This window comes from Nocardia jiangxiensis NBRC 101359, assembly GCF_000308615.1.
In the GTDB taxonomy this organism is placed as follows: Bacteria; Actinomycetota; Actinomycetes; order Mycobacteriales; family Mycobacteriaceae; genus Nocardia; species Nocardia jiangxiensis.
Genome location: NZ_BAGB01000131.1, coordinates 1 through 3,524, shown reverse-complemented (window position 1 = coordinate 3,524; position 3,524 = coordinate 1). Strand labels below are relative to the sequence as shown.

Below are 3,524 nucleotides of genomic sequence, written 5' to 3'. Positions count from 1 at the left end.
CTGCCACGGCCTTCTGTGGAATCTGATTTGTCCGATATGTTGCTGTTTGCCCTGGTCAAATGGGTGTGATCGGAAGAAGCGTTGCTGTGGGTGAGATGCCGATCTCGCGCGGCGTTTGCCCGGCTGGTGTGGTGATGTCGGTCAGTCGCTCGAGGAGCTGGTCGAGAGCGGTTTGCCCGTCGTCGACCGCGGCGCGTTCGTCGTCGGTGAGCGGGATGGATGACAGCATGCGCTGCAGGTTGTCCTTGGCTTCCAGTATTTGGGCCTTGCTCGATGCCTTGGGTGTGTAGAAATCGCAACGGGCGCAAGCCATTCGGTGTGGGCACTGTTCGAAGAAGCTGTAGGTGCAGTAGCCGTGGCCGAGGTCGAAATATTGCCATGGCTCCCCGGCTGCCGCTGCTCCGCTGGTGACGGCGTCGCGGTCGACGAGGACTTCGATCGTGCGGACGTTGCGGGCGAAATATCCTGCGTCGCTGTAGGCCCTGGCCAGCGTGTTCGGCGTGATCCTGGCGTATCGCTGAGTGGCGTCGGGGGTCCGGTGTCCGAGCCATTCCTGCAACTCGAACAGTGTCATCGGCTCTTTGGCGTTATAGAGCTGGCTGGCGATGGTGGATCGGGCGCGGTGGCTGGTGATGGTGCCGCGGACGTCGGCATTTGGGATGGCGGCCCGGCGGCAGAGCATCGGGATGATCGTGTTGTTGATGTACTGCTTGGCGACTCGACGTGCCCGGTGGGCGAACAGAAAGTGCACGTGCTCACCGGTTTTCGGGTCGAGAACCGCTGGTTGGCGGGACCGCAGGGCCTGCCATGTTTCGATCGCTTGTCCCAGCAAGGGGTCGACGGGTTTGGTGAACGCGGTGCCGGTCTTGTGGATGGGGATGTCGAGCAGGCAGACCGCGTCGCGGGCCAGGACTTCGGCGGAGTCACCGGGAATGGGCATGCCGTTGTGCTGCCAGCGAATACAACCCACCCGCAATCGAGCGATCTCATCGCTGCGTTGCCCGGCGAACAGCCAGGTCAGCGTGATGGCGCGGATCAATTCCATCGGGTAGGTGCGCCCGTCTGCGGTGGGCAGGTCGGCGGGTTCGATGCTGAGTCCGGCCCACAGCAGTTTGGCCCAGATGTCGTCGGCGATCACGCGCGGGTCGGGTCCCAGCAGCGCCCTGACGCTGCGTGGAGTGCCCAGGGCCTGGATCGGATCGAATCGGCGAGGAATCCATTCCCATTCCTGGCAGTCGCGGAAGAAGGTGCGCGTCATGCCCAGATAGCCGGACTTCGTCTGCGGTGCAAGTGGTTGACCGAGACGGTTCTGGGATCGCATTCCGTCTGTCCATTGCGTGTAATCGCCGACCGTCATGCGGTCGACGGCCGCCACCCACGACGCGCAGAGCTGCCGGTTCCATTGGGCCGGCTCGACGATGTCGGGATGTTCGGCGGCCAGCCAGCGGCCAAGCTTGGCCAACACGCTGCGATAACCAGCACGGACCTTCGGGGTGAGCGTCGAAGTCGCGGCCCAGCGGTCGACCCATTCCGCCCAGGTGACGGCCGTGCCTTCGATCGTGACCGGCCCGTCGCCGTGTTTGGGTGCCGACGGCGGCTCGGCGTAGCCGAGCGCGGCGAGGGCGCGATGGATGCCGTAGAAATCCTTGGCGAGGTTCCCGGTCATTGCGGGATCGGCGCGGATGCGGATGAGAGCGTCGGTGGACAGGTCCTCCAGCAGCGGGCTGCGGTTGAGCAGCAGCATCTGGCAGATCACCAACGTGAGATGGTCGGCGCCGCGGTGATACCCCCACTCGGAGAGCACCTGACAGATCCGGTGAACAATCCGGTGAACAGCATCATCGACCAGGTCCGGGCCGAAAACTCGCCGGGCCAGCGCGAGGCGTTTGAAGCCGCCGAGCCGGCCGAAAGCAACGAAATCGCCCAGCAGATAGGCGTAGGCGATCACGAAAGGTCGTGCGTTGGGGCCGATCTGGCCCGGCCAGGCCCGCCGAAACGCGGCCCCTTCGGTCTGGATCAGATCCGCCCAGTCCTGTGTCGACCACTGCCAGAACGCCCGTCCGAGCGTGCCGCAGCGCACCAACACAATCCCGGCGGCATCGCGTGCGAACCGTCGTTGGTGGCGATCGTCGCGCGACCAGCGCAGCGCCGCACTGGCGTCTGCCAGCGGCCTCACCAGCCGCCCGATATCGGGCCAGGCAGCGGCGTCCAGAGTGGTTCCGCTGCAGCGGAACTGGTCGAAATCGTCGGCGAACGTGCTGAGCCGCTCGATTTCCTCGGTGGTGAGCCGACCGTGACGCTGGTAGCGATCCGGATTGATCGGCCAACCCCAGCCAGGAGCTGGGGTTGCCGTGGTGATGGCCGGCGATGGCAGTGCGGTCACCGAGCCGCCGTTTGGGTCGGCTGCTCGCTGACACGGGCCAGCATCTCCACGCGCCAAGCGTGGATCTGATCCATGCCCATGGCGAGCTTGTCGGCGAGATCCCGGCCGGACAAGTGGATGTAGGTAAGCGTCGACTCGGTGCTGCGATGCCCGGCAAATCGGGCAATGGCATGTAACTCCCAGCCCATCCGGGCCAGGTCGGTAAGACACAGATGCCGGGTCGTATGCGTGGAGAAGCGCGGCAGATCGGCAGCCAGGGCGATCCGACGAACGACCTTCGACCAGGTCCACAACGTCAACGGCTGCGCCCGATTGCGGCGGGACTCGGACAAGAACAGCGGACCACGAGCCCGGCTGATCATCGCCCGGTGCGCCAGATATTCCGACAGCAGCACTCCCGTCGGCGCCGAATACGGCACCACCCGCTCCATCCGGTTCTTCGTCACCTCCGCACGCACTCGCAGTGTCCGCCGGCCCGGATCGAGATCCTCGGTGCGTAGCGAGCACAGTTCCTCACGCCGCAACGCCGCATCGTAGGCCAGGGCGAGCATCACACGATTGCGGACCGGTTCCCCGGCAGCTACTTCCAGCAGCGCCAGCCACTGCTGCTCGGTCGGTATCCACGGCAATTTCGTCATCCGCGGGACCAATCCGCGCTGCTGGCCGCCGCGACGGCCGCGCGGCGTATAGCGGCCTCGCCCAACGGGATTGGATTCCCGCAGCCCTTCTTCGATCAAGAAATCGTAGAACAGCCGAACCGGAACGATCCGCTGCTGAATCGTGGCATTGGCCAGACCCGACCCAGAATCGATCGACACGACATTCACGCCACGATGGCTGGGCCGCTCGGTCAGCTCACGCACGAACGCAGCGACATGCGCCCGGCTCGCGACGACCGGATCGACACCGACTCGCTCACACACGAGCAGATATTCCGCGAGGCCGCGCGCGTAGGCGTCGATCGTCCGGGGCGCTCGCCCGAGATCCGCCCACACCCGCAACCACTCGGCCGCCCGCACGTGCCGACCCAGCACCGGCCACTGATCCACTAGCCCCGCACCGCTGTCCAATCCCATTGCCCTAGTTCGTGGTCAGAGCAGTGGGCGGATGTGTCCACGGTTCAGATTCCACGTAACTGATA

Annotated in this window: 2 protein-coding genes; both read right to left on the bottom strand. The window is 65.3% G+C overall.

All coding sequences use genetic code 11. The features are described from left to right. Nucleotides 1–55: 55 nt before the first annotated feature. Entirely contained in the window at nucleotides 56–2,383 is a 2,328-nt protein-coding gene (locus ON40_RS34630; RefSeq protein WP_218008904.1) for a tyrosine-type recombinase/integrase, read from the bottom strand. Next, nucleotides 2,380–3,459 carry a tyrosine-type recombinase/integrase gene (locus tag ON40_RS34625; RefSeq protein ID WP_040829481.1) on the bottom strand — a complete coding sequence of 360 codons (1,080 nt, stop codon included), beginning with the start codon at nucleotides 3,457–3,459 and terminating at the stop codon, nucleotides 2,380–2,382. The genes ON40_RS34630 and ON40_RS34625 overlap by 4 nt, the downstream gene beginning before the upstream one ends. Nucleotides 3,460–3,524: the final 65 nt, after the last annotated feature.